Source organism: Acidicapsa acidisoli (assembly GCF_025685625.1).
In the GTDB taxonomy this organism is placed as follows: domain Bacteria; phylum Acidobacteriota; class Terriglobia; order Terriglobales; family Acidobacteriaceae; genus Acidicapsa; species Acidicapsa acidisoli.
Genome location: NZ_JAGSYI010000004.1, coordinates 331,302 through 355,914 on the forward strand (window position 1 = coordinate 331,302; position 24,613 = coordinate 355,914).

Sequence of the window (24,613 nt, forward strand, 5' to 3'; positions counted from 1 at the left end):
CACGACAGGTGCTATTCCCTTTCCACCTTGAATTGTGCGAAGCCCGTCTTGCCTCAGACAACGAAGGACATTCGGTTGGCGAAATCGTGAGTCTGAGAGCGAGGTCCAAGAACGACCAATCTGCTCGCAGATATCCGGTTTCTACGTGCCGTGGTGCTTGCACGGCACACAAATGAAGATTTCCACTGTGCGCTGAGGTGAGGGATGATGTACCCCAGCGGGATCCGTTCGGAAGAATTCACTGAAACCATTTTAACCGGTTCTCAGTTAAGAAGACGTAAACGGCATCCGAAGAGCCCACGGTCATCGACCGGCTGAATCATTGTGCTATATCCAGATTGGACTGATTAACCGCAGATTGCAAGAGAAAACTCATCCTTCAGACCGCCTGCCAGTAATCCAATATTCAGCCGTTATGGGGCTGCGGAAGTGCATACTCGTCGAGAGTGAAGAACTGCTGAACATGAGGATCGGGGCATTCGAGGAAGTCGTGAATTGTCCCGAAAAACCGCGCCGTTCCGGAATCCAAGAACAGGACAAGGTCGGCAAGGCGGATAGCAAATCGCATGTCGTGGGTGACGACGATGCTTGTGATGCCAAGTTGGAGTTTGAGCCGCTGGATCAGGTCGCCGATGCTGCGCCCCATGATGGGATCAACCATCGTGGTGGGTTCGTCGTAAAGAATGGCCTCTGGCTGAGCAGCCAGCGCCCTGGCAATGGCGATACAGCGTTTCTGCCCGGTCGACAGGCTGGAGGGCAGGAGATTTGCCGTTTCTCCCGCACCGACGAGGTTCAGGAGCCGGGTCACAAGTTGTTGAATCTGATCCTCGAACAGGCCTCCTTTTTCGCGCAGGGGGAAGGCGATGTTTTCGCCGACGGACAAGGAGTCGAAAAGAGCGCCGTTTTGGAAAACCATCGTGACATGCTTTCGGATCTCCTGCAATCCGCTCTCCCCGAGCGTTGAGATTTCCTGGCCATCTACCCGGATAGAACCGGAATCAGCTTTGAGAAAACCCAGCAGAATACGCAGGGAAACGGACTTCCCTACCCCGCTACGGCCAAGAATACAAAGGGTTTGGCCGCGACCGACGTGGAAGCTGACTTTGTCGAGGATCTTGCGGTCCCCGAAGGCGATCGAGACCTGGTCGAAGTCAATAAATGGAGGTGGGGTTGGTTCAGGAACGGATTTTCCGTTGGCCTGCGCCTCGGCAACGGCCTCTGAAATCAAAGCGGATGCGGACGCGCTGGCAATTTCCAGTTCCGAGACCGTGGTCGGAGACTGGAGTTCGTTCAATTCGTCGAGCAGAGACGGTTGATTGGCATCGGAATCGTCTGAGTTGGCGGGTTCTGGTCTCGTCGCATCGCTCACGCTCCTAGACTACTTGAGAAAGATTACTTGAGAAACCGGGAATCGCAAGACGCCCGGGGACTCCGACCGCGATCACGCGCAGATGGAAGAGCGTTTAGCGAAAATTCGGTTCAACTGCGCCAGTTCCGAGGGAGAGTTGGTGCTTTGAAACCAAAGAACCGGCGGCAGACCCAGCGGATGGCGGCAATGGCCGCACTGGATCAGACTCTCGACGGAGACAGCGTCCAGGAACCTCCCAAGCTCCTCCGGAATCGTCCGCCACGCCTTGTGGCACGCTGAACTGCCTTCTTCCAGCCGGCGCGCGATATGGGGCAAGATGTCCGTATGCAAAACGACCGGAAATGGCTCCATTCGGCCGCTTAGCCGGGCCACAGTGACTGGCGCTCCGGTGAGTAACGCTCGGCGCATCATGCATGCAAGCAGCGAGGACGGCATGAGTGGCAGATCGACCGGCAGGAAGAGATTCCACTCGGCCCGGGAAACGCGCAATCCCGCGTGTATCCCGCCCATCGGCCCGGATTCGGGGAAGGCATCCGGCACTTCCTCTGCGAAGGCGCCCAGGGCGCTGCGCGAACCGGCGATTCGTGCGGACAATCCGGCCTCCGCAAAGGTATTCAGGGCAACCCGAACGAGCGGGATGCCGCCGAACAGAACCAAAGCTTTGTCCGAACCCATGCGTGAGGAATGGCCCCCGGCCAGGATAAAGCCTTCCGCGTCAATAGATTGTGCCGTCAACATTCGATGAACTTCTAGCTTCTCGCAGGCTCGCCGACGATTTCCAGGAAACGGATAATCGACTCGATCCCTTGGTAGAAGTTGGAGATCAGGAACTTCTCGTTCGGCGCATGCAAGTTGTCGTCGGGCAGGCCGAAGCCCATCATCACGCTGGGCAGTTTCAGGTGACGGGCGAAGTCACCCACAATCGGGATGGAGCCGCCGGAGCGGATGAAGACCGTTTCTTTGCCCCAGACTTCGTGCAAAGCCGCAGTTGCCGCCTGGATATACGGGTTGTCGACCGGAATCAGGCAAGGATCGCCCGAATGGATCAGGCGGACGTCGACGTCGACGCCGGGTGGCGCAATGTGCTGGATGTAGTCGCGGTACCGGGCGAAGGTTTCTGCCGGAGTCATGGCCGGAACCAGACGAATGGAAACTTTGGCGGTCGCCTTCGCTGGAATGACGGTCTTGGCACCAGCTCCGATAAATCCGCCAGGCATTCCATGCACATCGAGCGTGGGCCGTGCCCAGGTGCGTTCAAGGACGCTGTAGCCGGCCTCGCCTACCAGTTCGCGGGAGCCTACTTCTGTCTGGCGATAGTGCTCTTCGTCGAATGGCAGGCTCTGCCAAGCGGCGAGTTCTTCGCTGCTGGGCGGAACGATGTTGTCGTAAATCCCCGGAATGAGAATCTTGCCGGAATGGTCCTTGAGTTTGGCGATGATTTGAGCGAGGGCCACGAAGGGATTCGGAGCCGCGCCGCCATACATCCCGGAATGTAGATCGGTCTTGGCGCCGCGCACTTCGATTTCGGTATAGATCATGCCGCGCAAGCCCACGCAGAGGGTCGGCAGGCCGGGCGCGAACATCTCCGTATCTGAAACGAGGGCGAAATCAGCCTGCAACTCTGGCGGATGCGAAGCGACGAAGGCGGCAATTCCCTCCCCTCCAACCTCTTCTTCACCCTCAAGGATCACGCGGACGTTGAGAGGCAACGCCTTCCCGGCTGCAAGCAGGGATTCGAGCGCCTTGACGTGCATGTACATCTGGCCTTTGTCGTCTACCGCGCCCCGTGCGTAGAGGTTGCCATTCCGCTCCGTTGGCTCGAAAGGCGGCGAGAGCCATTCGTCCAGCGGATCGGGCGGTTGAACGTCATAGTGGCCGTATAACAGAGCCGTTGGCTTTCCAGGGGCATGAAGCCAGTCCGCGTAGACCAGCGGATGGCCCGCGGTTTCGATCAGCCGGACGTTTTCCATACCAATCCGGGCAAGTTCGGCAGCAAGCACTTCGGCAGCGCGGCGAACGTCGCTCTTATGTTCCGGCAGCGTAGAGACCGACGGTATGCGCAGGAGGGATTTGAGTTCTTCGAGGAAACGAGACTGATTTTGACGGGCAAATTCTGTTGCGATGGAAGTCATGCAAACGCTCCTGCGGCGTTGGAGTGGCCAAGGGAAAAGTATATGCGTTCCCCCGGAAGATGGGTCTGCGCGCCGAGGGTCAAAGCTCTCTTGTTGCGCGATCCTGGCGGCTAATAGCGCGGAATCCGCGGATCAACCGCGCAGGACCAGGCGTCGATACCGCCGGCGACGGACTGTGCAGCTTCAAATCCTTGCTGGCGCAGCCAGTTGGTGACGCTGAGAGATCTTGCCCCATGATGGCAGAGGATGAGCAGGCGGTCATCGGGATCAAGTTCCTGATGTGCACGAGATGGAACATCGCCCATGGGCATAAGCAGGCCGCCATCCACTCTTGCGGTTGCGTTCTCCCACGGTTCGCGAACGTCGATAAGCTTGGCTTTGCCTTCCCGAACGAGGGCGGCAGCATCCTGGACGGTCAATTCGTAGTCATACATGGCTATAGGATAACTGGCAGACTTATGCATCGCGAAAAGACAGTCTACGGCTCTCCTTTCACTTTCGATTACCCATCGACGTGGTAGAACGGTAGACTGTCCGTTACGCAAGAAATTGCCAAACTCGCCGTGCGCCAAAAATTTGGGAGCAGAGGCGACGGCCGGTCAAGACTGGAGACGATGCGCACACCGACCAAAGTTTTGATTGTGGAAGATGAGGTTCACGCCCTCATGGGCCTCGCCGAGTTGATCTCCGGCTGGGGTTATCGGACGGAGACTGCACGCGATGGAATCGAGGGCTATGAGAAAGTTCTTGCCTGGGACCCGGCGATTGTCGTCACGGACTTGAAGATGCCACGCATGGATGGGCTGGGACTGCTGACCAAGCTGACCGAAGCCGGCAACAACATGGCCGTAATCGTACTGACAGCGCAGGGCTCAGTGGAACTGGCAGTCGACGCGATGAAGCTGGGAGCCTACGACTTCATCTCCAAGCCGGTCGATGCGACGCGCCTCAAAACGATCCTGGCCAACGCCACGCGGCAATTGGATACAGAACTGGAGCTGGAAGTCACACGGCGCCAGTTGCGCCAGAGCGGCGTGCTGGGTGCGCTTGTGGGGCACTCTCGGTCGATGCAGGAGGTATTCGGCCTGATCGAGCGAATCGCTCCATCGAATGTTTCCGTGCTCATCACCGGCGAAAGCGGTACGGGCAAAGAACTGGTAGCGCGGACCCTGCATGACCTGAGCGATCGCAAGGGGCGTCCGTTTGTAGCCGTGAATTGCGCCGCGATTCCTGAAACGCTGATGGAAAGCGAGATATTCGGGCACGAAAAGGGTGCATTTACGGGCGCAATGGAGCGCAGGGCAGGCTGTTTTGAGCTGGCCGAACAAGGCACGCTGCTGCTGGACGAACTGGGCGAAATGCCGATCGGGACCCAGGCAAAGTTGCTGCGAGTACTCGAAGAACGCAAGCTGCGCCGCCTGGGAGCGCGTACCGAGCAGGATGTCGACGTTCGCGTGCTGGCTGCGACCAATCGCGATCCGGAAGACGCTGTTGCTGCAGGATCGCTCCGTTCGGATCTCTTTTATCGTCTGAATGTCTTCCACATTCATATGCCGCCGCTTCGCGAGCACCGGGAAGATATTCCGGACATGGTCAATGCCATGCTTGCGGAGATGAACCAGAAGCACGGTCGCCATGTTGCGGGTATGTCGGCGTCGGTGCAGGAGAAGTTGCAGCAACATGAATGGCCGGGCAACGCGCGCGAACTGCGTAATCTGATGGAGCGAGCCGTGATTCTGGCTCCGGATGGAGGATTGATCGAAGTTGCGCATCTGCCTTCGGGATTTGGCCGTCCGTTGGCGACCCCTGTGCCGATCGGCGATGGAAACAGCGTGTCGGTCCGCGTCGGAGCCACGGTAGGCGAAGCGGAGCGTCTTTTGATTCTGCGGACCCTGGAGTTCACCGGCCAGAACAAGACGCGCGCTGCGGAGTTATTGGGCGTAAGTCTGAAAACACTGCATAACAAGCTGAAAGAGTATGAGTATCAGCGCGAGAGTGGAGGAATCTGAGAATGAGTTTGAAGACGAAACTCGTTCTGGCGATCACCGGACTGGTTTTCCTGGTGACAGGGGTGCTATCGGTGGTGTACGTAAGCCGCCTGTTACAGGCCGTGGTGCAGCAGTCCTATGACACCAATGTGCTGGGTGCCGAGCAGATTCGCTATGCGCTGCGGCTGGCGCTCGAGGCCGGCCTGAAGGATCAACAGGTCAATCCCAACGATCAGGTGCAGCTGCGCCAACTGGCTGCGACAGCAGTTCGCGAAAGCACGGCGTTGTCCGCAGTGGTGAAGTCGGTCGTCACCTACTCCCCGACGGTGTATGACATCAGCATCGGCGACAACAACAATCGCGCGCTACTCACGACAGGTATAGGCGGCAATGACCAGCTGCTGCCGCCGCGCACAAGCTATCTACAGCTGCGCGACAGCAATGCGATTGAACTGCTGAAAGCCGTTTACGGTCCGTCGGCGCAGGTCTATGATGTCGTCCTCCCGCTGGAGAGGAACGATCAGCCCTTTGCCACCGTCCGCGTTGGCGTGCGTACGACACTGCTTCGAGCGGTCTTTGAGCCACTGGTGAAACCCGCGCTCACGCTGATGGGGCTGGGACTGGCGACTGCGCTGGTTGTGGCGTTTTTCCTGGGGAATCTGGCGCTTCGGCCGATGGAAGAACTGAACATGCAGCTCGATTACTGGTCTCCAGTTGCTGAAGAGCAACCTTCGGAAGAGACTGAGGGTGATACCGTTGTGCGTGTTGCCAACAAGATTGAACGCATTGGCCAACGCATGCGCAACGTGGAAGAAGTGTTTTCGGCCCTGAAGGAGAATCTGGACCAGGTTCTGGGTAACCTGCAGGATGGAATTCTGCTGTTTACCGGGGATGGACGGGCGGTTCTGATTTCGGATGCGGTCAATCGCTTCCTGCATGTGGATCGGAATGAGTTGCTGGGCTTACATGCACGCGAAATCTTCGACCGGACCACAATTCTGGGAAGGACGATTCGCGAAGCGTGGGATGCTCGCGTGACGCTGGTGCAAGAAGAGATTGTGACCGAAAGCGGTAACCGGATCGAAGTGTCGCTCGATTTTATTCACGACGACCCAACCCGCCAGGGATTGGGAGCCCTGTTGACGCTGCATGATACGGAATCGGTGGAGGTAATCGAAAGCGAACTCGAGCTTTCCCGGCGCATGGCGGCAATCGGCCGCCTCACCTCAGGCGTCGGCCATGAGGTCAAGAACCCGATCAACGCCATCGTGGTCCACTTGGAGTTGCTGAAAACCAAGCTCGGCAATGCCGCCGGGCCAGCCAACAGACACCTGGATGTGATCGATTCTGAAATTCATCGGCTTGACCGGGTTGTTCAAACATTGGTCGATTTCTCGCGTCCCGTAGAAGTAAAGCTCGTGGAGTACGATTTGCGCTACGCGGTTTCAGACGTGGCGACGCTGGCGGAAGCGGAGATGTCAACGAAGCATGTAAAGTTAACCTGTAGTCTCCCAAATTATCCGCTCGTCGCCAAGGTGGACGTTGACCTGCTCAAGCAGGCAGTGCTGAATGTTGTCCAAAACGGCGCCCAGGCAATGCCGGATGGTGGACGGCTGGATGTGATTCTGCTCGAAGATGGTAAATCGGCTGTCATACAAGTGGAAGACGAAGGTGGAGGAATAGCAGAGGAACTGAGAGAGCGTATCTTCGACTTATACTTCACTACAAAAAAAGGTGGCAGCGGGATCGGATTGGCCATGACATATCGTATTCTCCAGTTGCATCATGGAAGTATCGACGTACAATCAGAGTTAGGACGTGGATCGGTATTCCAGTTGCGAATACCTCTCTCCTCCACGGACCGGGGACGACGGCATCCTCAGCCGACGGTAATGGAAAGCGTAAAGGGGTTGGAAGGATGAGGATTTCAGTCACGCATCTATCGTGGCTGCTGCCGCTGCTGGCTTTGATGCCACTTATGCAGGGCTGCGACCACAAAACCAAGCAGGCTCCGGCTCAGACGCAAACGCTTGCGCCGCCTATTGTAGATACACCTCCGCCCAAGCCGGCCACCGTTGAAACGGCAGATTTGCCGCCGCCGGTTGTAGGAAATCCGGAGCCAGCGCCGTCCACTGAGCCGGATACTGCAACCAAGCCGGCGACACCTCCCAAAAAGCCAAGCCATCCGAAGAAAAATACCCCGACGCAGGAGGCCTCGAACGCGTCGGGCAATTCCTCTCCAAGCGTGAGCGCCATCGGAGAGCTCTCAGGCGGTGCATCAGGCGACCAGCGCTCCCAGACGGAAGAGATGATCAGCTCGACCGAAAAGGGCGTCAATGGAATCACGCGAGCCTTGAATGATTCGGAAACCAAGACTGCGGCACAGATTCATCAATTTTTAAAGCAGGCTAAAGAGGCGCTCGGCACAGGCGATGTCGACGGAGCTCTTACCTTGGCCAAGAAGGCCAAGGTACTGCTCGCGGAGCTGAACCAATAGATTTTTTCTTGGAAGCCGGGTTTTCGATATCGAGGCCCGGATTTCAAGCAAAGCGCCCGTGATGTCCCGATTGTCAATTGCTTTTGAATAGCTCAAAATAACAAAATTTCATTGCGCCGGCTTCCCTCGAAAAGCATATGCTTCCGTCTCGAAGGAGCAGATCATGAACAGTGGACAGGCTGCAATCCGGGGAGATCCAGGACGCGCGATGAACTGGCCCGAAACCATTGCATCGCTGCTAGTAGGCGGCGCGTTCTTCGCGCTTTGGTTCTGGTTATTGCCTGGATGGCTGGGCTTTCAAGTAGACGCAGCGAGTATAGCGCCATGGCGGTGGATTGCGGCCTTGCCTTCAGTGCTTGGATTCGCTGTCGCGCTCCATTGTGTCTGGGACTTCGGGAGGACTGGACGCGGAACGCCGGCGCCAATCGCTCCGCCAAAGCGGCTGGTAGTAGCGGGCTTTTATCGGTATGTGCGCAATCCGATGTACGTTGGATTCTTCACGGGCTGGATCGGCCTGTGGATCGTCTTCGGAAGAGCGAATGCGGTCGTGATTGCAGCGGCGTGCGCTGTCATTCTCGGAGTCGCATTGTTTGTGATCGCATACGAAGAACCCACTCTTCGAAAGAGCTTCGGCGCGGAGTATGACGACTACTGCAAGCACGTTCACCGATGGATACCGCGCACGCACGCGTGGCATCCATAAGGAACGGCTGCCGTATCGAGACAGGAATCGCATTCACTTGAGCACATCGAGGGCCATCGCGGTCAATGAGGTCACGCCAGTGCGAATCGTCGGCTCATAGACCGGTGCAAAGAGCGGCGAGTGAAGGCTTGGCAGCGAAACGCCGGTCTTCATACTCTCCGCCAATTTGCCCGGATCGGACGCGCCGAGGCGAAACATCACCGCTGGAATTGTGCCGTTCAGCGAAAACAGTCCGACATCTTCGCTGCCCATCACCGACTCGCCGACCGCGACATGCTGGGCTCCCAGGGTTGCGATTGCGACCTTGCGCAGACGCTCAGCAAAGGCAGGATCGTTGATCGTTGCGGGGGCGATCTCGGTTTTGCTCACGTTGACGATTGGCATGCGATCTGCGGACACGCCATAGGTCACTGCTACGCCATCGGCTGTACGGCGGATTGCTGCGATGATCTGATCCCGGACTTCGTCGCTGTAGGTCCGCAGCGTGAGACCCATCGTCACTTCATCCGGAATGATGTTGCGCTTAAGGCCGCCGTGAATAGTGCCGACCGTCAGCACCGCTGGTTGCTGGGCGTCGATCTGTCGGCTGATGATCCCCTGGGCAAGCACAACAAACTCGGCCGCCATGAGAATTGGATCTTTGCCTCCATTCGGGTGCGCGCCATGCGTTCCGATTCCGCGCATGATCACGTCAATGCTGGTGGAACTGGCCAGCAACGGCCCACCCTTGATAGCAACATCGCCTGTAGCAAGCGCGGGATCGTCGTGCTCAGAGAGAACGAAATCAGGCTTGCCGAAGCGCTCGTAAAGATGGTCGGCAAGCATAGCGCGCGAGCCGTCGATGGTCTCCTCCGAAGGCTGGCCGATGAGCATGACCGTCCCATGCCACTGGCTCTTGCGCGCAGCAAGTTCCTTGGCTGTGCCGAGCAGCACGGTCATGTGAATGTCGTGGCCGCAGGCATGCATGACGCCGGTGGGCTGGCCTTCGGCGTTTTTCGATTGAACATGCGATGCGTAATCTAAGCCTGTCCTTTCCTCGACAGGCAACGCGTCCATGTCCGTCCGGATCAGCAGGCGCGGACCAGGACCGTTCTCCAACACCGCCACGATTCCCCAGGCTTTGGAAGTATTTGCTCCGTCCTGATATACGCCGACCCGCTCAGTGACCTGATAGCCGAGCTTACGCAGATCGGCGGCAAGCTTCGCCGATGTTTGCTCCTCGTGATGAGAGAGCTCCGGATGGCCATGGAAGTCTTTGTATGTTTCGACCAGGGCCGGCAACTGTGCCTCCACCGACTGCGACAACGGAGGCGGCTGTTGTGCAAATCCTGCAGAAGAAACTGCGTGTAGAAAAAGAGAGACAAGGATCAGTCGGTGCATGGCGGGATTGTAACCGAGTTCAGTGCGATCAATTGCATGGATAGGCGAAATTCAACCAGTATCGGAATTTTCCGTGGCCGGCTCAACCACGCATCAGGACTTGCTGCGCCCGGTATTCGACGGGCGCAAACGAGGCCACACAAGCAAAAGGAGCCACACGGCAACGGTGTAAAAAACAATCGAGAATGCCAGAGCCTTGACCCCGGCAAATGCGACTTCGACAATCGACTGACCGGACGGTTTCATCATGCGGCCTATCAGAAACGCAGTGGGAGCAGCAATCGCCCCGGAAATATACGAAAATCCCGACAGCCCCAGGGCATTGCCAAGTGCTCCTGACAAGCCCATGAGGCCATTGATTACGATTGAGATCCCGAACGCTTTGCGCAGCGGCCGGTCAAAGGACTTCGGATTTATCGGCTCCAAATGCTCTCCTGCCTGGTGTTCTCCTACCTGGCGTTGTCGTAAAAGCTGCCCAGGTCCTGCCGGAACGCTTTGAGCGCGTCAACATTGAGATAGACCATGTGCCCGGCTGGATAATAACCCCAGGTTACATTGGCGCGCAACTTCGACTCCGTTCCCATGTGGGCCAGCTCCCATTCGGTAGCCGTGAAGGGCGTTGCCAGATCGTAGATACCGTTGGCTGCAAATACCTTGAGGTGGGGATTCTTGCGGATTGTGTCGCCAAGATCGCCGGCAACGTATGGCATCGCCTGCTGGCGGCCAAAGGGACCCGTCGCGGTAGCGGGCCGATGCTTCTGATCCCAATTCTGGTTCAGATCAGGTCCGCTGTTGTTGTAGGTGTCCTGGCTGACGAACTTGAGATCGCTTTCTAGATAGTTATGGAAGGATGCGACATAGGCTCCTGAGATGCCCGTATCGGAGGGATCGTAGCCTGGGTTTTCACCCGCAGCATCGGCGTCAGGCCCTTCAAATCGCGCGTCGTAGCGGCCGAGAATCTTGTTCTGATCGCGCAGCAGTTCCTTGCGGAAGCGTGAGGCTGAGATGCGCAGATTCGCATTCTTGATGAATGCCGGGCTGAGTCCGATGAGGCTGCTCATCTGATTGGCGATCTTATCCGCATCGGCATCGCTGAGGGCGTTGCCCTGATAGAGAGCTTCCGCGTAGGGGCCGCGGGCGAAGTCCCTTGCCTGCTGGATGAAGGTCAATACATCGGCAGGCTTGTTGGGAACCTTGTTGTGATACCAGGCGATGGCGGCAAAGCTGGGCAGGTCGGTGATGTAATTGTTGTCCAGGCCAGCGGCGCGGGCGTTGTAGTTGAGAATAGACGAGAGCAGAACAATGCCATTCAACTGCACACCGGCTTCATTCAGCGTAGCGGACAAGCCAGCCGAACGGGTCGTTCCGTAGGACTCACCAAAGAGGAACTTGGGCGAATTCCAGCGATGATTCACCGTGATGTAGCGGATGATGAACTTTGTGAAGGCGCTCAGGTCTTCGTCAACTCCGGCGACATCCTTGATAGTTCCCTTGCCTACGGGATGCGAGTATCCGGTGCCCGGCGCGTCGATAAAGACAAGGTCGGTCTTGTCGAGCAGGCTGTACTCGTTGGGAACCACTTTGAAGGGCGGATTGTTGGTCGGCTCGGGGCTGTTCGAGAGAACGCGCATCGGGCCGACCGAGCCCATCTCAAGCCATATCGTGGCTGAACCGGGTCCGCCGTTGTACAGGAAGGTTACGGGGCGCTTGTTGGAGTCAGCGCCGTCCTCCGTGTAGGAGATATAGAAGACGCTGTGGTAAGGCTTTTCAATCTCGTCGTGATCTTCCTTGCTGATCAGGAGATTGCCGACCGTCGCGGTGTAATGAATGGTTTGGCCGCCGATGGCTTCCTGATGTTGCGTGACCGCGGTGGTCTCCTGAGGAATGGGAATGTCCTTGGAAGTATCTTCCTTTGTCTCCGTTGTCGTGCGGCGCTCCTGCGCAGAGAGATGCGTGAAGACCGGCGAAGCCAACAGGAGCGTTAACACCGTGGCGGCAGTAGTCAGAACGGGCCGTTTACGCGATTGGGGCAAGGTGGGCTCTCCGTGAGATTGAAATCAAATAATCGGCATTGCACCGGTGCGCCTGCGTTGATCCGCTTCAAACAGCGTGGGCAACTCTCGTAAATCCAGGAATGGGAAATCCAGGAACAGGCAGGGCCGGATGAAGCCGAGTGTAGCACGGGGGACGGCCGTTGGGGTGGAAGCTCTTTCCCCCTTTGACGCCAAAGAGATTCACGCCCTTTTGGGGAATTGCAAGATTCTTAGCAAAAGGATTTGCCCTGTGATGTAAAATTCACCGCTGGATTCCAAACACTTGCTTCAGTCTGCTCAAGCGCCAAAGACTTTGGTGCGCGGAGGTATCAATGCGATTCAACCTGCGTTCAGCCGCGGTCATTACGGTCTGCCTGCTGTTCACGTTTCAGAATGCAATGGGCTGGAACTCGATCGGCCACATGGCGGTGGCTTACGTGGCATACCAGCAACTGACCCTGACGCAGAAAGCGCGGGTTGCGGCCCTGCTGGCTCTGAATCCCAACTACAAGAAATGGCTTGCTTACATTAAGCCCGGAGCTTCACAGGAAGATCAGCAGATGTATGTCTTCATGATGGCTGCGACCTGGCCCGACGAGATCAAGGCCAACGGTAGCGGCTACAAGAGCGATGGGGACAATCCGCCCAAGACCTCCGAGGCCTCGGCGAATATCGGCTATAAAGACATGGTGATGCACAAGTATTGGCACTTCGTGGATCTGCCATTCAGCACGGATGGAACGACGCCGCTGCCCGCGGTTCCCACGCCTAACGCGCAGACGCAGATCGCCGCCCTGCGCAAGGCTCTGGCCTCGGACGAACCCGACGCCCTCAAATCCTATGACCTTGTCTGGCTGATGCATCTCACAGGCGACGTTCATCAGCCGCTGCATTGCGCCACGCGCGTCACGCAGACTGCCAAACGCGGCGATGCCGGCGGCAACTCAGTCAAGATCGACGTTGCTCCCCAGGAACTGCACGGTTACTGGGACAATCTGCTTGGGGTCGGAGACACACAGAATTACTCTGTCGCGTTGACGGCTGCTCAGTTACTGAGCAGCGCGGACGCGACCGCGGCCGCTGACCTGAATGAAGCGGATTGGGTCAACGAAAGCTTCGCCCTGGCGAAGAGCAGCGTCTATATCAATCCACCGATTGGACCGGGGCTGGGAACATTCACCATCGGGTCGAATCCGAACTACGGCTCTGACTCCCTCAAGATTGCACAGCAGCGCGTAGCACTGGCCGGGGCACGGTTGGCGAATGTACTGAATGCCGAATTGAAGTAGCGAGGTCCACGAACACCACTCAACCGCGCTGGGGTCGGGCGAGACCGGACGATTGGCTGGGCGCACATTCGTGGAAATGACGCTTTCATAACCCAATGGGCTTGGGTTAATATAGATACAGATGGGTTCAATCCGATTCGATGGAGTGAGGTTCGTGGTGTATACGATGGATCACGAGCCTCGGCATGTGCATGGTTTCTACGCTGAAGTGGAAGTGATCGTCGATCTTCTTCAGGAAAGCAATGTCTCGCTTGCAAATCGGACGGATGCCATACGGCCAAGCAACGGAAGCAAAGCCGATGTACGACATGTTCTGACAGCAGCCGCCAAACATTTCGATGAATTGGCAGCTCTCTGGGAGAAGCATCGTGGCTCAGCATAAAGTCCTTACAACCGATGCCGAAATCGAAGCGGCCTTGGAAACGGCCAAGCGCCACGACAGCGACCCGCTTGCTCAAACGGTCGAGCACATCCTGGGTCTAAACCTGCTCATCGTAGGACTCAGCAACGGACGCAGGCTGGTGCTTCCAATCGAGGACGTGCAGGAACTGGGCCACGCAACGCATAAGCAAATTCAGAATTACGAATTGCTCGGCCGTGGAACCGGCATCCACTTTCCAGACCTTGATGTTGACCTTTACGTCCCCGCGCTGATCGAAGGTGTTTATGGAAATCGCCGTTGGATGGCGCAGTTGGGCAAGAAGGGCGGCGCAGCTAAGACGAAGGCGAAACGTCTGGCTGCACAGGCAAATGGTACGAGAGGTGGACGGCCAAAGAAAAACACGGCAGCCGTCACATGATTGCCGAGGCACTTAACCGCAATAGATAGGCCACGTACCCGTCCACGGGCAAAGGCTACGCGCCGAGGGCAAGTTTATCGCTCACCCCATTTGAGCTTGCTGCGCAGGGCGTCAAAGAAGCCGTTGCCCCCAAGCCGCACCAGCTTGACTGAGAACTCGGAGCGGTGACAACGAAGCTCATCCCCAATACGCAGATCCACCGCCTGCTGGCCGTCGACGGTCAGGATCGTCGGATTGGGAAGGCCGCCTTTGGGACCTTCCATGCGCAGCGTGAGATCCGAGCTGCCCGGAACAACAATAGGGCGCAGCGTAAGCAGATGCGGACAAATCGGCGTGATGACCAGGGCGTCGACGCCGGGCACCATGATCGGCCCGTTGGCAGCCAGAGTGTAGGCTGTGGAGCCGGTGGGCGTGGCTACGATGACGCCATCGGCACGAAAGCGGGCGACAAGCATGGTGTCCAGTTCGATAGCGAACTCAGCCATGCGGGCAATCGAGCTTTTGGAGAGAACGATATCGTTCACGGCTTCAAAGCTCGCGATGCATCTTCCATCGCGCCATAGTTCCGTATGAAGCATCGTGCGTTCGTCGATGGCGCAGCAGTTGTCGCACCAGCCTTCGAGCGTCGGATACAGGCTGGCGAGGCGAACTTCCGTGAGAAAGCCCAGAGAGCCAAGATTGACGCTGAGAATCGGAGTATCGGTCGGTGCGAAGATGCGGCCGACCGCCAGCAACGTACCATCGCCGCCGAGGACAATGACAAGCGATGGACATGCCCCGGGGAGATCGGGACGGTCACGCACCTCAACGCCCCCGATGGCGCTGCCGGACTTGCCCTTTGCGGCAGCAGCGGCGCCCACAACATATGCCGCGCTCTCCCGGTCGAGCACCGGCTCAAAGTCATGCTCGCGCAGCCATTCCACCAGTTCTGGAAGCAGGCGATTCAACTCGGTCTTGAGAGGCTTGGAGACGATTGCGACGCGGTTCATCGGGCTTTAGTTTACCCCAGCGAGGCGACCAAGATCCTCAAGGAGCAGTAAGGATCGCATACAGGAGGAATTCCTGATTTCCCTCCATCCCCGTGATTGGAGAATCGATACCCTCAATGGACTTGCCCCCAAGCCCGGTAAGACACTGCGTGACACGTTCGACGGCAAGCCGGTGGGCCTCGGCGTCTCGAACGATTCCTCCCTTGCCGACATATTCACGGCCTGCTTCAAATTGAGGCTTAACCAGCACGACCGCTTCTGTCAGCGAAGGAGCAGCGGCCAGCACAGGCGGCAGCACAAGTGTCGCCGAAATGAAGGAGACGTCGACAACCAGGAGCGTGAGCGGAGGTACTGGCTCAGCCACGTGTTGCTGGCTGAAGAAGCCCGCGGCAAGCAGGCGGGCATTCGTCCGCTCGTAGAGCCGGACGCGAGCGTCCATGCGCAGGCTCATCGCGATTTGTCCAAAGCCGGTATCGACGCAGGAGACGTGGCTGGCTCCGTGTTGCAGCAGGCAGTCGGTAAACCCACCGGTCGAAGTGCCGATGTCGAGGCACGCCCGCCCTTGCACCGGAATGGACCAATGAGCCAGCGCGGCCTCCAGCTTCAGGCCGCCCCGGCTCACGTATCGTATATCCTGGCCAAGCAATCGGACCGGAACATCCTTCGGAAATGCCGTCCCGGGTTTGTCAACCTTCTGTTCCGAAACCAGCACCCGGCCAGCCAATATGAGTGCGCGAGCCCGTTCGCGACTGGGAACAAGTCCCTTTTGGACCATCAGGGTATCAATTCGGATTCTTGGAGTAGATGTCATCCTTTTGACTCTATTATGCTTCTAACTGGGGGCGATTTTGTCGAATCGCTTTTGTGCGTGTATCGTTACCGACTGGTAGTGATTGCGGCTACTCTTCGCAGCCCCGCAATCCAAAGCCCGTTGTGTTTCGTAGTTCATGCAGACAAGCAACAACGGTGGAAGAAACGGAAGCCATGCTAATGGAAGATGCCGAGTTGCTGGAGGCTGTCGCCAGGCAGGATCAATCCGCCATGGCGTCGCTCTTCGACAAATATTCGCGGCTGGTCTATTCAATCGCACTGCGAGTATTGCGAGAACCCGATCTCGCGGAAGACGTGATGCAGGAAGTCCTGCTGCAGGTTTGGAGACAACCTGGCGGATTCGTCGCGCAGCGCGGCAGCCTGGGCGCCTGGCTGGCCGTCGTGGCGCGAAACCGCTCGATCGACGTCATACGACGCCGCTCGCATCTGACGCCACTGGAAGATATGGTGCTTCCCGAACCGAGGAACCTGCAGCGCGCGGTGGAAGAGAACCATCTCATGGATCAGGTAAGAGTCGCTGTTGAAACGCTGCCCGGAGAACAGCAATCGCCGCTGCATATGGCGTATTTTGAAGGACTGACACACACCGAGATTTCGGAGCGAACCGGCACACCGCTGGGTACCGTGAAGACCCGGATTCGCACGGCCCTGGCCACGGTGAGAAGGGCGCTGGAACAATGACAATGCAGGAAACTTTCCACATCTCCGAAGAAGATCTGATCCAGTACGCTCTGGGTACGCTGAAAGAGGGACAGCTCAGCCAGTTTACGGCTCATATTTCGACTTGCAATCAGTGCCGTGGCGAGTTGGCCCGGACACAGGTGGAACTGGCCTGCTTTGCCGCAGTGCAACCAACGGAAGATCTGCCGCAAGGAGCGCGGGAGCGATTCCTGCAGCGCCTGAACTCGGACACCGCTCCTGATTCGAGGCTGGTCAGCATGCACAAAAAAAGCCGCCTCTATATCACGTCCAGGTCTTTCCAGAACTGGTTGGAGACGCCCCTGCCTCTTCGCATTCTTTCCGGAATACTTGCTGCATCGCTGGCATTTGTGGCCTACGATGACCTCTCGCATATTCATCAGATCCGGCAGTTATTGCCGGCAATGAATCGGTATGAGAAAGAGTCTGCCAACTTTACTGAATTGAAGGAGTTTCTGCGCGGGACAGACACGCAGCAGGTCAGTCTGCACCCAAAGCCGGCGATCATCAAGACACCGGAGGGCCACGCCATCTATTCTGCCGCCTCTGGAAAGCTGGTATTTACGGCTGCGAATCTGCCTGCGCCGCCCCCTGGCAAGGCCTACGAACTGTGGGTATTGCCGGCTGCGGGTGGAGCGCCGATTCCAGCCGGAGTTTTTACGCCTGATCTTCAGGGTAGCGCGGCCGTGATCTTTCCAGACATCCCCTCGAACGTACAGGCTGCGGGGTTCGGTGTAACCGTCGAAGATGCAGCCGGGTCGCCCAAACCTACCTCGGCCATCATCCTCAGCGGGCAATAGCGGCGCATTGCGAAGGCCCGTACGCTTCCGCAAATGCTGTATGCCTTGATTGAATCTGATTGAATCTGGAAATCAGAAAGGCCGGTCCCTGGTGCAGGGACCGGCCTTTCTGTTGGCTTCTGTGCGCTTACTGTTGCAATGTCTTCCCCGCACTCTTGATCAGGGCGGCGGAAGTAAGCAGGCTGACATCCTGCTGCTTGCAATTGGCCAGCGTCCACATAGCTGTAGAGGTAAATGCACTGGGGGGAAGGAAACATGGCTGTCCGGCGCCGGGCAATCGGCTCACCAGATTGGTATTTTGGTTGATCCCATCCGGAGTTGTAATCCGAACATCGACGGCATTGCCCTGCACCAGCACAGAGGTATCGATAATGTCCTGGTCAGTTCGGATGATCGTCACATAAGGGCTGTTGGGCGAAACTACGTAGATCTTGCCGTAGAGGGAGTTCTGAGTAGAGACAACAGTGCGGGGATTGCCCGTTACCGGCAGTGTCGTCTCAATGCTGTGGCTGGCGATGTCGACGATCGAGACCGTACCGTCTGTCTGGTTGGCAACATAGGCGCGCGATCCATCTGCCAGAACCGTCACCGAGGCCGGGTTGTTCCCAACCGGAACCGTATACGTCGTCCCGAAGGTTGGGCTGTCATTGCCGTACTCGTCGAGGCTCACATCGATGATGTTGACCGTGTTGCCGTCGTAGTTTGAAACCACCAGTTGCTGGGTTAACGTGTTGTATTCCGCATAAACCGGACCGGCAACAGCGGGCAGGCCCATGGTTCCGTTCGGAGGCTGTATCCCTGTCGCGGTTACCGCGGCAGTGGAAAGCGGGAGGGTCGGGTGGCAAGTGTATGTCTGCCCGTTCTGATTTGTGCAGCCTGTCGGGGGACATACGCAGCTATCGATGGCGTTGTTCTGGCTGTTAATGACCGAAATGGTGTCGCTGCCCCGATTAAGCACAAAAACCCGCCTGGTATCCGCACTTCCAACAGCATAGTCCGGGCAAACGCCGACCGGGATGTGGGATGAGACGGTATAGGTCGAGGTCTCAATCCCGTCCGCCATTCCCGTTACGCCAACTGCATGGGGATTCACATTGCAGGCAACGCCGCCATCCACGGGCTGGGCCGCGCCTGGGATCGTAAACGGCGTGAGATAGGGAATGCCCTGAGTGATGGCATAAAAGCGAGTAGCTGTAGCGACGCCTACCGCCGTCACTGGCGTCTCGTCCACCGGGACATCTAGCTTGAACGCATCCGGTGTGCCCGTCAGAACGTCGACTTCATTCAGATTCACGTCAAGAGCGTAGAGCCCAAAGGAACCGCCGAAGAGCGCCACCACGGGATCAATCCCGGCAGGATCTGTGGGAGTGTTCACTGGCGGAATTGTATTGAGCGTGCTGTAGGTGACCAGCTTTTGCTGAAGAAGCGTGGAGACCGGAATGTTGGATACGGTTCCGTCCTCGTTCAGCGTCCATGCCTGGGTGCCACCGCCGTTGAGCGCGAACAAATCCGGACCGGGACCGATGGGAGCCGTGGCCATGATGGTGTCGCCGGAGTAATCGATCACCGTTCCATAGCCTAGCGCCGCCGCGGACGAAGTCGGCGTAGAGACGACGAAGGCATAAGCCGCGGGCTGCGACGCCGGTCCGGTTCCAACAATGGGCGTAACTGTGGGGCGAAGATTGCTGCCGCACCCTGCGATGCCTAGCAGGGCGGCTGCTGTGACGGACATAGCCAGGGTGCCCTGGATCGAAATCTTAGAGGCCAAACTTCGGGAGGACGGGCGGTTCGCTCGAATTGGACGCACCGGTATCAATTGCTGGGAGAATTCGCTCATTCAGTAGTTGTCCTGCTTACTGGTCGATTGTAAATCACTTACCTGCGCAGAAAGGCTATGCTCGGTTGGACGCGGCAGCATCCCGTTGGTTGGTAACCGGGTTGCCAACATCGGGTTGATAGTCTGGTTCGGGAAGTCATATCGAAGATGGAGCGTGTGTTGATTCGAAAGGACCAGAGCGGTCTGGAATGGCAGTCCAAGGCGGTTCTGTTGATCGTGGCCCCGTGGACGGTGATTTCCGTGCTGTTGCAAGGCTACTGGTGGGCTGTGCAGAGGCCAGTCGTGGCGTGGACGACTCTCGGTATCAGCGCCGTTTTCGGGCTCGTAGTGTGGCGTCTGCGCGCCGGTACCGCCGGAGCAGCAGCGACCGGCGCGGCGATCACAGCAAGCCTTATGTTCGCCACGACTCGCTTCCCGTACGAGACAAGCTGGCTACATGGCGGACTGATGCCTCTTCTTGCGATGTTTCTGCTCACATTTGCAGCCACCAAAATTGGGAAAGCAAAAAAAGAGCAGCTCGGAACGGCGGAAAGTCGGCACGGCCGGAATGCGGCGCAGGTCGCGGCGAATCTGGGAGTGGCGGCGCTGGCGGTTTTTCCAGTGGCCGTGGCAGCGCAGGACGGCGTCCTTCGGCACTCGTTTGAGGCCATCTCCTCGTTTGCAGCGATTGCCGCGCTGGCTGAGGCTGCGGCTGACACAGTTTCCTCAGAGATAGGCCAGGTGCTGGGCGGCCAACCCAGATTGATCACGACCCTGCGCCGCGTAGAATCCGGTACGGATGGCGGGATCACATTAGCCGGAACGTTCGCCGGAGTGGCGGCAGCCTTGATCGTTGCAATCATTGGATTCTGGGCGATGCATGGAAGCCGGCAGCTCGGTAGTTACTGGGCTTCGATCTGCCTCGCCGCCGGTGGCGGAGTTTTCGGTCTGCTCTTCGACAGCCTGCTCGGCGCTACGCTCGAACGCAAAGGATGGCTCAACAACGACGCCGTAAACTTCCTCTCGACATTGAGCGCAGTCCTGTTCCCAATGGCGATCATCGCGCTCGTCCTCTCAAAAGCGAGTCCCCGGTAGGACGCTGGACCTACTCACTTTCCTGGTGAACCTGCTCCAGCAGTCGCTGCCAGATCTTCTGATTCTTCCGATACGCCTTTTTCAAATCTTCGAGAATTCTTTCAAAATCATGATTCGTCTTGAGGTTGTTCCACGCCGGATTCTTCGAAAACCAGGGATAATTCTCATTTCCCAGGTAGATGGCCCGCCGCAGCCAGTGCAGCGCCTCGCTGGAATCGCCTTCGACGGCGAAGTACGAGGCCAGGCGATAGGCCATTTCGCTGTCCGCTTCGGCAGCGGCGAGCGTGTCGTCCTTGAGCAGCGACGCGGCCTGGGTGCGGTTGCCGACCTGCACGTAACACAATGCCAGCGTAGGCACGGCAATGCGCATCGAATCATCGTCGCGGATCACGTCTTCAAGAATGGCGATAGCCGAATGCAGATTGCCCATTCGCATTTGCTGGTAACCAGCCGAGGTACGCAGCAGCGGATGGCGCGGTTCAAGCGCCAGCCCCTTGGCGAGTTCGTCGCCGGCAACTTCGAGCTGATTCTGATAGTGATACACGCGGGCGCGGTGGTTATAAAGCAGCGCCGCGTTCGCCGGATTCAGCTTCAGGGCATGGCTGAACTGCCCTAATGCCTCGTCATACATGCCGTCGATGCGCAGCGTGACGCCGGCCAGCATATGAACGTTCCAATCATTGGCCGAGGAACTGAGCAGGTTGGCGATGCCATGGCGCGCCGACTCCTTTTCGCCGCGCGAGAGCAGCATGTAGATGCGGTAAAGATTAGCCTCTGCCGAGCCGGGATCGAGTTTGTAAGCCAGATCGAAGGCGCGGCGGGCGGTCATCACGTGGATCTGCCCGCCAAATCCGTGGCGTGCGTACTGCAACTCGGCGATGCCAAGACCAGCCCATCCCGCTGCAAATTCCGGATCACTGGTCGTGATGCTTTCAAACAGGCTTCGGGCGCGATCGAGATCGGAGCGCGAGCCGGTCCGCGTCATAAAGGAACTGAGCAAAGCGCGGGCCTGCAGGTACTCCTCTGAAACCAGATCGGGCAGCGAACCATCCCTGCCGCTCGGGCGCGTTCCGTTGCGGCTGCCTTCCACATGCGCGGAACGGTTATCGACCCCGCCAATCCCCTGAAGAACGGCGAAGACCTCATTGGATATCTCGTTCTGCACAGCAATCAGATCAAAAGAAGCGACGCTGATCGTTCCGCCCGACCGCACGCTTTGCGCCGACACGTCAAGCAACTGCCAGTTCAGGTCGAAGCCCTTGTCCGAGCGCATGAAATTGCCCGCAAGAACGTGAGAAACAAGCAGCTTCTGGCCAATATCGAGCGGGTCCATCTGCGCCGTGGGCAGCGTCATCAGAGAACTGGACGGCCGCACCACAATCGACGGAATGCGCGCCAGCCGAGCGGCGATGGCATCCGCAAGAGCAAAGCCGTAGAGCGGAGCAACCTCGGTAGGGCCAAGATTGATAAATGGCAAAACGACAACTGAATTCTGGCGAGGTGTCTCGACCGTTGATTCGCGAAAACGCTCGGCCAGCATCGATAGGAAGCTCGTAGTCCGCTTCTCGGACTCCGGCCCGGTGGTAACCAGGTTTGCTGCCGCGTCGCCGGGAATGCCGCCAGTCTCAAGCTGCATCGCCTTCATGATCGTCTTGAGCGCCTCGCGGACTTCGGCAGCAGAGGAGTAGCGAACCGCCGGATTTTTTTCCAGGCACATGGCGATCACACTCTTCAATTCAACCGAAATTCCCGGGACGATCTGATCCAGATCCGAAGGATTGGAGAACTGGATCGAACGGATGATCTGGAAATCCTCCGCGTCTGGCCGCGCAAAGGGGTGCCGGCCGCTGGCCAGTTCGTACAAAAGCACTCCAAGGGCCCAGATGTCGGACTGCACGCTGGATTGCCCGGTAACGAACTGCTCCGGAGCCATATAGCGGATTGTCCCGCCGCGCGCCGTGTAGGTTTCCGCGATGGAAGTCGTTCGCGCCACGGCGGGTTTCGAGGGATCGAACGCCGCTTCTTCGGGGTGCAATCGGCGAGCCAGGCCGAAATCCAGAATTTTGACCAGTCCCCCGTCGGTAAGCATCACGTTTTGCGGCTTGAGATCGCGGTGAAAGATGCCGAGCGCGTGCGCAGCCTGCAAGCCGTCCGCGATCTGAATGCCGACCGATAGCACCAGCTGGATGCTCGCCGGACCGCGCGTGATCAGCAGATCCAGCGACTGGCCGGGGACAAACTGCATCACGATATACGCTTCTTCGCCGGTTTCGCCAACTTCATAGATGGCGCAGACATTGGGATGCTCAATCGCCGAGGCGAGCCGCGCCTCGCGCAGTACCGTCGTGCGCATCTGGCCGGCCGTCAGCAGGCCACGGCGCAGGATCTTGAGCACCACCGGGCGCGTCAGCAGGGTGTCATTTGCTAAATACACTACGCCGCTTCCGCCCGCACCAAGGCGGCGGAGAATCTCGTAGTGTTCGATCATTCTTCGCTTCATCGCTCTTACCAGTGTAACGGGGAAGGTATAAAGAGAGTCTCAGAACCCGAATTGCAGCCCGAATCCTGCTTCTTTGATTCGAAAGCCGGAACAGAACGATTCATATTGGGCAAACGGTTTCACGGTCCAGCCCTGCGGGTGCGAGACGGGGACAATCTGGTAACTTCGTACCTATGGTTTGTTGGGATGGCGGCTTGAGGGCTCGGATGCGATGCGCAATTTCTTGCTCGATTCTGGCTCTGATGCTCGCGTGTCGACATTTCTCCGGCGCGCAGGAACCGCCAAAACCGGCCCCAAATGTTCCTCCAAATTCGACGAAGCCTTCTCAACCCGCCCAGACACAGCAACCTGCACCAACGGTTCCGGAAAGCGAACAGCCTGGCGCCGGAGCCACGGTGCGCACCGGATCGCAATTCGGTCAGGAAGGCGAACGGAGCTTTGCCGGAAGACTGGGAAGGCTGCTGGCCGATCATCAGTTCCTTGAAATGGAAAGCCTTCTCAAGGACTCCGACAACGACGCGGGCGGAGCCAACAGAGCAGACAAGGCTACCCCGGAGCAGAAGCAGCTTTTTCGCGGAGTCCTGGCCAATCGCGAAAACAAGCCGCAGGAGTCCGTTCGACTGCTGGAACCGCTGCTCGCTAAATGGAAGACCGCCGCGCCTACTCCGGAAGAGAAGCTCCTTCGCAAGACCCTGGCCGAGGATTACCTGCGCGAGGGCGACCTGGCCAAAGCGAACCAGGCCTACCTTGAATTCGAATATCGCCTTGGCGGAAGCCTATCGCAGGACGAGCGGGACGAGATCGAACTGCCGCTCAAAGCCCTGCCGCTGGTCTATCAGTTCCCGCCCATGACTGTCGAAGCTGGCGATCCGTTCGCGTTACCCTACGACCGCGACGCGCTGGGACTGACCGATGTACCGGTCTTTGTGGATGGCGTTTCGCACGACTGGATGCTGGACCCGACAGCACCCTTCAATATGATCTGCCGTTCGACAGCAAAAGAAATCGGCCTCAAAGTCGCCGAGGAAGCGACAACGGTAAAATCCATCACCGGCCACCCGATGAAGGTGCACGCAACCGTGATTCCCCGATTCACCATCGGCACCGTCACCTACCGCAACATGACAGCGCTGGTCTTTGAAGACGCGGACTACTACTTTGCGCAGGCAAATTACCAGGTTCGCGGTGTGCTCGGATATCCCGCCGTTTCCACTCTGGGAAGTCTGACGATTACGGCCGAATCAAACATTGAAGTGCAGCCCGGCGAAAAAGGCAAACGCCTCACAACCGGAGCCCGATTCTTTCTGGATGGCGACCGGGTCATCGCCGCATTTGGCAAGCCCGGCGACGAGCGCATGTTTGCCGTCGACGCCAGCGGCCAGCAGACCTATCTCACCTCGCGCTACTACGCTGAACACGCCGTCGAATTTGAGAATAAGAAAATGGAGTTGCTGACCGCCCCCGGATCGCAGAACAGGCCTCCCGCGCCGACCTATGTAGCTGATTCGTCGACGCTAAGCGTAGGCAATGTTCCGGTAACGCTGCATTTCGTCCAGGTACTCACGCAGCCATTGGGCAACGCCGCACTCGATGACACCTACGGAACTCTGGGCGTGGATGCACTGGATGAGTTGAAGAGCTACACCTTCGACTACCGGACCATGCGATTCGCAGTCACGACGGAGTAATCAG

22 protein-coding genes are annotated in these 24,613 nt (G+C 58.0%); 11 read left to right on the forward strand and 11 right to left on the reverse strand.

Annotated features, from left to right (window positions below):
- Positions 1 to 406 precede the first annotated feature (406 nt).
- The 4 genes from OHL23_RS23355 to OHL23_RS23370 form a co-directional block, all read right to left on the reverse strand.
- A complete protein-coding gene (locus tag OHL23_RS23355; protein ID WP_263354447.1) occupies positions 407 to 1,369 on the reverse strand; it encodes an ABC transporter ATP-binding protein in 963 nt (320 codons plus the stop codon).
- Between the two features lie 72 nt (positions 1,370 to 1,441).
- Complete coding sequence (gene mobA, locus OHL23_RS23360; RefSeq protein ID WP_263354448.1) at positions 1,442 to 2,107, reverse strand: molybdenum cofactor guanylyltransferase; 666 nt, start codon at positions 2,105 to 2,107, stop codon at positions 1,442 to 1,444.
- 11 nt (positions 2,108 to 2,118) lie between these two features.
- Complete coding sequence (locus OHL23_RS23365) at positions 2,119 to 3,501, reverse strand: dipeptidase (protein WP_263354449.1); 1,383 nt, start codon at positions 3,499 to 3,501, stop codon at positions 2,119 to 2,121.
- Between the two features lie 110 nt (positions 3,502 to 3,611).
- A complete protein-coding gene (locus tag OHL23_RS23370; protein WP_263354450.1) occupies positions 3,612 to 3,965 on the reverse strand; it encodes a rhodanese-like domain-containing protein in 354 nt (117 codons plus the stop codon).
- Positions 3,966 to 4,115: 150 nt separating this feature from the next.
- On the opposite strand from OHL23_RS23370, the gene OHL23_RS23375 reads away from it, so the two are divergent.
- The 4 genes from OHL23_RS23375 to OHL23_RS23390 all read left to right on the forward strand — a co-directional run bounded on the left by OHL23_RS23375 (position 4,116) and on the right by OHL23_RS23390 (position 8,689).
- Positions 4,116 to 5,510, forward strand: a complete 1,395-nt coding sequence (locus OHL23_RS23375) for a sigma-54-dependent transcriptional regulator (RefSeq protein ID WP_263354451.1) — start codon at positions 4,116 to 4,118, stop codon at positions 5,508 to 5,510.
- A 2-nt stretch (positions 5,511 to 5,512) separates the two neighbouring features.
- A complete protein-coding gene (locus tag OHL23_RS23380) occupies positions 5,513 to 7,411 on the forward strand; it encodes a sensor histidine kinase (protein WP_263354452.1) in 1,899 nt (632 codons plus the stop codon).
- On the forward strand, positions 7,408 to 7,986 hold the full coding sequence (locus OHL23_RS23385; protein ID WP_263354453.1) for a hypothetical protein: 579 nt from the start codon (positions 7,408 to 7,410) through the stop codon (positions 7,984 to 7,986). The genes OHL23_RS23380 and OHL23_RS23385 overlap by 4 nt, the downstream gene beginning before the upstream one ends.
- Positions 7,987 to 8,149: 163 nt before the next feature.
- A complete protein-coding gene (locus OHL23_RS23390) occupies positions 8,150 to 8,689 on the forward strand; it encodes a methyltransferase family protein (RefSeq protein ID WP_263354454.1) in 540 nt (179 codons plus the stop codon).
- 33 nt (positions 8,690 to 8,722) lie between these two features.
- On the opposite strand, the gene OHL23_RS23395 is transcribed toward OHL23_RS23390, so the two are convergent.
- The 3 genes from OHL23_RS23395 to OHL23_RS23405 form a co-directional block, all read right to left on the reverse strand.
- A complete protein-coding gene (locus tag OHL23_RS23395; RefSeq protein WP_263354455.1) occupies positions 8,723 to 9,970 on the reverse strand; it encodes an amidohydrolase in 1,248 nt (415 codons plus the stop codon).
- A gap of 192 nt (positions 9,971 to 10,162) precedes the next feature.
- Complete coding sequence (locus OHL23_RS23400) at positions 10,163 to 10,495, reverse strand: hypothetical protein (protein WP_263354456.1); 333 nt, start codon at positions 10,493 to 10,495, stop codon at positions 10,163 to 10,165.
- Positions 10,496 to 10,518: 23 nt separating this feature from the next.
- Complete coding sequence (locus tag OHL23_RS23405) at positions 10,519 to 12,102, reverse strand: S10 family peptidase (RefSeq protein ID WP_263354457.1); 1,584 nt, start codon at positions 12,100 to 12,102, stop codon at positions 10,519 to 10,521.
- A gap of 332 nt (positions 12,103 to 12,434) precedes the next feature.
- Between OHL23_RS23405 and OHL23_RS23410 the strand changes: the two genes are divergently transcribed.
- The 3 genes from OHL23_RS23410 to OHL23_RS23420 all read left to right on the forward strand — a co-directional run bounded on the left by OHL23_RS23410 (position 12,435) and on the right by OHL23_RS23420 (position 14,191).
- Positions 12,435 to 13,391, forward strand: coding sequence for a S1/P1 nuclease (locus OHL23_RS23410; protein ID WP_263354458.1), 957 nt, complete (start codon positions 12,435 to 12,437; stop codon positions 13,389 to 13,391).
- Between the two features lie 121 nt (positions 13,392 to 13,512).
- The gene (locus tag OHL23_RS23415; protein ID WP_263354459.1) at positions 13,513 to 13,773 is read left to right on the forward strand and encodes a DUF4160 domain-containing protein; all 261 of its coding nucleotides are present in this window, start codon (positions 13,513 to 13,515) and stop codon (positions 13,771 to 13,773) included.
- Complete coding sequence (locus OHL23_RS23420; protein WP_263354460.1) at positions 13,760 to 14,191, forward strand: DUF2442 domain-containing protein; 432 nt, start codon at positions 13,760 to 13,762, stop codon at positions 14,189 to 14,191. Before OHL23_RS23415 ends, OHL23_RS23420 begins: the two co-directional genes overlap by 14 nt.
- A 74-nt stretch (positions 14,192 to 14,265) precedes the next feature.
- Here OHL23_RS23420 and OHL23_RS23425 read toward each other — a convergent pair whose 3' ends face one another.
- Both OHL23_RS23425 and OHL23_RS23430 read right to left on the reverse strand, forming a co-directional pair.
- A complete protein-coding gene (locus tag OHL23_RS23425; protein ID WP_263354461.1) occupies positions 14,266 to 15,180 on the reverse strand; it encodes an NAD(+)/NADH kinase in 915 nt (304 codons plus the stop codon).
- 37 nt (positions 15,181 to 15,217) lie between these two features.
- Positions 15,218 to 15,991 (reverse strand): TlyA family RNA methyltransferase, encoded by a 774-nt coding sequence (locus tag OHL23_RS23430; protein WP_263354462.1) that lies wholly within the window; start codon positions 15,989 to 15,991, stop codon positions 15,218 to 15,220.
- Positions 15,992 to 16,164: 173 nt separating this feature from the next.
- On the opposite strand from OHL23_RS23430, the gene OHL23_RS23435 reads away from it, so the two are divergent.
- Both OHL23_RS23435 and OHL23_RS23440 read left to right on the forward strand, forming a co-directional pair.
- On the forward strand, positions 16,165 to 16,692 hold the full coding sequence (locus OHL23_RS23435; protein WP_263354463.1) for an RNA polymerase sigma factor: 528 nt from the start codon (positions 16,165 to 16,167) through the stop codon (positions 16,690 to 16,692).
- Between the two features lie 2 nt (positions 16,693 to 16,694).
- Positions 16,695 to 17,510 carry an anti-sigma factor gene (locus tag OHL23_RS23440; protein WP_263354464.1) on the forward strand — a complete coding sequence of 272 codons (816 nt, stop codon included), beginning with the start codon at positions 16,695 to 16,697 and terminating at the stop codon, positions 17,508 to 17,510.
- Between the two features lie 127 nt (positions 17,511 to 17,637).
- Here the strand turns inward: OHL23_RS23440 and OHL23_RS23445 are convergent, their stop codons facing one another.
- Complete coding sequence (locus OHL23_RS23445; protein ID WP_263354465.1) at positions 17,638 to 19,242, reverse strand: YncE family protein; 1,605 nt, start codon at positions 19,240 to 19,242, stop codon at positions 17,638 to 17,640.
- A 261-nt stretch (positions 19,243 to 19,503) separates the two neighbouring features.
- Here OHL23_RS23445 and OHL23_RS23450 point away from each other — a divergent pair, with 261 nt between their 5' ends.
- Positions 19,504 to 20,421, forward strand: a complete 918-nt coding sequence (locus OHL23_RS23450) for a DUF92 domain-containing protein (protein ID WP_263354466.1) — start codon at positions 19,504 to 19,506, stop codon at positions 20,419 to 20,421.
- Between the two features lie 10 nt (positions 20,422 to 20,431).
- On the opposite strand, the gene OHL23_RS23455 is transcribed toward OHL23_RS23450, so the two are convergent.
- Complete coding sequence (locus tag OHL23_RS23455; RefSeq protein WP_263354467.1) at positions 20,432 to 22,921, reverse strand: serine/threonine-protein kinase; 2,490 nt, start codon at positions 22,919 to 22,921, stop codon at positions 20,432 to 20,434.
- A 206-nt stretch (positions 22,922 to 23,127) separates the two neighbouring features.
- Here OHL23_RS23455 and OHL23_RS23460 point away from each other — a divergent pair, with 206 nt between their 5' ends.
- Complete coding sequence (locus tag OHL23_RS23460; RefSeq protein WP_263354468.1) at positions 23,128 to 24,609, forward strand: retropepsin-like aspartic protease; 1,482 nt, start codon at positions 23,128 to 23,130, stop codon at positions 24,607 to 24,609.
- The last annotated feature ends 4 nt before the right edge of the window (positions 24,610 to 24,613 follow it).

What these genes read in the sequence shown, in the direction of transcription:
- OHL23_RS23455 (WP_263354467.1), bottom strand. Translation starts at nt 22,921, where the DNA reads ATGAAGCGAAGAATGATCGAACACTACGAGATTCTCCGCCGCCTTGGT.
- OHL23_RS23430 (WP_263354462.1), bottom strand. Translation starts at nt 15,991, where the DNA reads ATGACATCTACTCCAAGAATCCGAATTGATACCCTGATGGTCCAAAAG.
- OHL23_RS23460 (WP_263354468.1), top strand. Translation starts at nt 23,128, where the DNA reads ATGCGATGCGCAATTTCTTGCTCGATTCTGGCTCTGATGCTCGCGTGT.
- OHL23_RS23435 (WP_263354463.1), top strand. Translation starts at nt 16,165, where the DNA reads ATGCTAATGGAAGATGCCGAGTTGCTGGAGGCTGTCGCCAGGCAGGAT.
- OHL23_RS23375 (WP_263354451.1), top strand. Translation starts at nt 4,116, where the DNA reads ATGCGCACACCGACCAAAGTTTTGATTGTGGAAGATGAGGTTCACGCC.
- OHL23_RS23370 (WP_263354450.1), bottom strand. Translation starts at nt 3,965, where the DNA reads ATGCATAAGTCTGCCAGTTATCCTATAGCCATGTATGACTACGAATTG.
- OHL23_RS23440 (WP_263354464.1), top strand. Translation starts at nt 16,695, where the DNA reads ATGCAGGAAACTTTCCACATCTCCGAAGAAGATCTGATCCAGTACGCT.
- OHL23_RS23385 (WP_263354453.1), top strand. Translation starts at nt 7,408, where the DNA reads ATGAGGATTTCAGTCACGCATCTATCGTGGCTGCTGCCGCTGCTGGCT.
- OHL23_RS23390 (WP_263354454.1), top strand. Translation starts at nt 8,150, where the DNA reads ATGAACAGTGGACAGGCTGCAATCCGGGGAGATCCAGGACGCGCGATG.
- mobA (WP_263354448.1), bottom strand. Translation starts at nt 2,107, where the DNA reads ATGTTGACGGCACAATCTATTGACGCGGAAGGCTTTATCCTGGCCGGG.
- OHL23_RS23425 (WP_263354461.1), bottom strand. Translation starts at nt 15,180, where the DNA reads ATGAACCGCGTCGCAATCGTCTCCAAGCCTCTCAAGACCGAGTTGAAT.
- OHL23_RS23415 (WP_263354459.1), top strand. Translation starts at nt 13,513, where the DNA reads ATGGGTTCAATCCGATTCGATGGAGTGAGGTTCGTGGTGTATACGATG.
- OHL23_RS23445 (WP_263354465.1), bottom strand. Translation starts at nt 19,242, where the DNA reads ATGTCCGTCACAGCAGCCGCCCTGCTAGGCATCGCAGGGTGCGGCAGC.
- OHL23_RS23410 (WP_263354458.1), top strand. Translation starts at nt 12,435, where the DNA reads ATGCGATTCAACCTGCGTTCAGCCGCGGTCATTACGGTCTGCCTGCTG.
- OHL23_RS23380 (WP_263354452.1), top strand. Translation starts at nt 5,513, where the DNA reads ATGAGTTTGAAGACGAAACTCGTTCTGGCGATCACCGGACTGGTTTTC.
- OHL23_RS23365 (WP_263354449.1), bottom strand. Translation starts at nt 3,501, where the DNA reads ATGACTTCCATCGCAACAGAATTTGCCCGTCAAAATCAGTCTCGTTTC.